At 52.8% G+C, this 1,109-nt stretch carries 1 protein-coding gene and 1 pseudogene; both read right to left on the reverse strand.

The window, feature by feature from the left end; translation table 11 throughout:
* Positions 1–232: 232 nt before the first annotated feature.
* Positions 233–775 (reverse strand): hypothetical protein, encoded by a 543-nt coding sequence (locus tag IMW75_RS26735; protein WP_205894309.1) that lies wholly within the window; start codon positions 773–775, stop codon positions 233–235.
* Positions 776–866: 91 nt separating this feature from the next.
* A pseudogene (locus IMW75_RS27505) lies at positions 867–965 on the reverse strand (flavin-nucleotide-binding protein); the annotation flags it as partial.
* Positions 966–1,109: the final 144 nt, after the last annotated feature.

The following is a 1,109-nucleotide window of genomic DNA, read 5'->3' on the forward strand; positions in this document are numbered from 1 at the left end:
GGCGACAGAGACTTCAGACTAACAATGCAAACCTGCGTCGCTGCGCTCCGACTGCCTGTCCGAATGAGCGTGGAATGAGTGTCCGGATGTTGGTGGGCTGAGTGTCCGGATGGCGTGGAATCCGCACTTAAAGCTCAATAGCTTTAGAAACAGAGCCCGCCCCTCGCGGGCTTTTTTCTCCACAAAATCCACGTTCAAGTTTCGCCTCTTCCGCCAGATCGAGGCAATGCCATCACTTCCCCCACTTCGACTCCAACGCCTTTGCCAATGCCTCTGGTAAATCGCCCAGCCAATCTCGGAACGGCAGGACCCTAATCGACTCAAGATCATATTCATGAGATTGAGTGGCCCAAACCACATCGTACCGGGCGAGGATTTCAATCATATCGTTGCGCTGATAGGAGTTTTGAACGGCTGCCGCCGCCAGTTCGCGGAAGGCTTGCTCAACCACACCTGGCCATAATACAGCACCCACGGTACTGGGAACCTCTCCGTGCTGATGGATGCGGTGAGCGAATCCGGGGTTGAGCTTTACCGCCTCACCCTCTTTAAGCAAGGCAATGCGCCGTCGGCCGGCACGAATATCCAGTAGGCCCTCAAGCGCCACTACCAGTTTCGTTTCCCTATGATGCAGCAACGGCAGGTTATGCCCATGCAAGGGCAAGTCGAAGCGCATGGCCGTGCCCGCCCCGCCGATGCTTGCTTGAGGCACATCAATCCAGACCGGATAACCCTCGGGAATCAACAGGAGCGCTTCTGAGTTGTCAACGTTCATGAACACTCCGACATGCATCTATAAGTAGGACTTATGCGGCAGATTGTATATCGGTCTTGGACGCTATCGAGTAACAAAACCAAAGGACGATGTTGAGCACGAAACTACCCAAAGTGACGAAGTGCAGATTGCCGGCAAAATCCGGAATTGTTAGCACGTTGCCTTCGACCCTGAGAAAACCTGAATTGCCAAAGGACAGACAGAAACTGCTAGTGTGCTGTCTCTGAAATAAGTTTCTAACCTGAGCTATGCTTATGTGGTCAGTCAGTGCTTGGAGTGATCACATGAACTCTCAGGACATCGTGCTCAGTGAAGACGAACAAATTGAACTGAG

It is taken from the genome of Pseudomonas gregormendelii, from assembly GCF_017114825.1.
Taxonomy (GTDB): Bacteria; Pseudomonadota; Gammaproteobacteria; order Pseudomonadales; family Pseudomonadaceae; genus Aquipseudomonas; species Aquipseudomonas gregormendelii.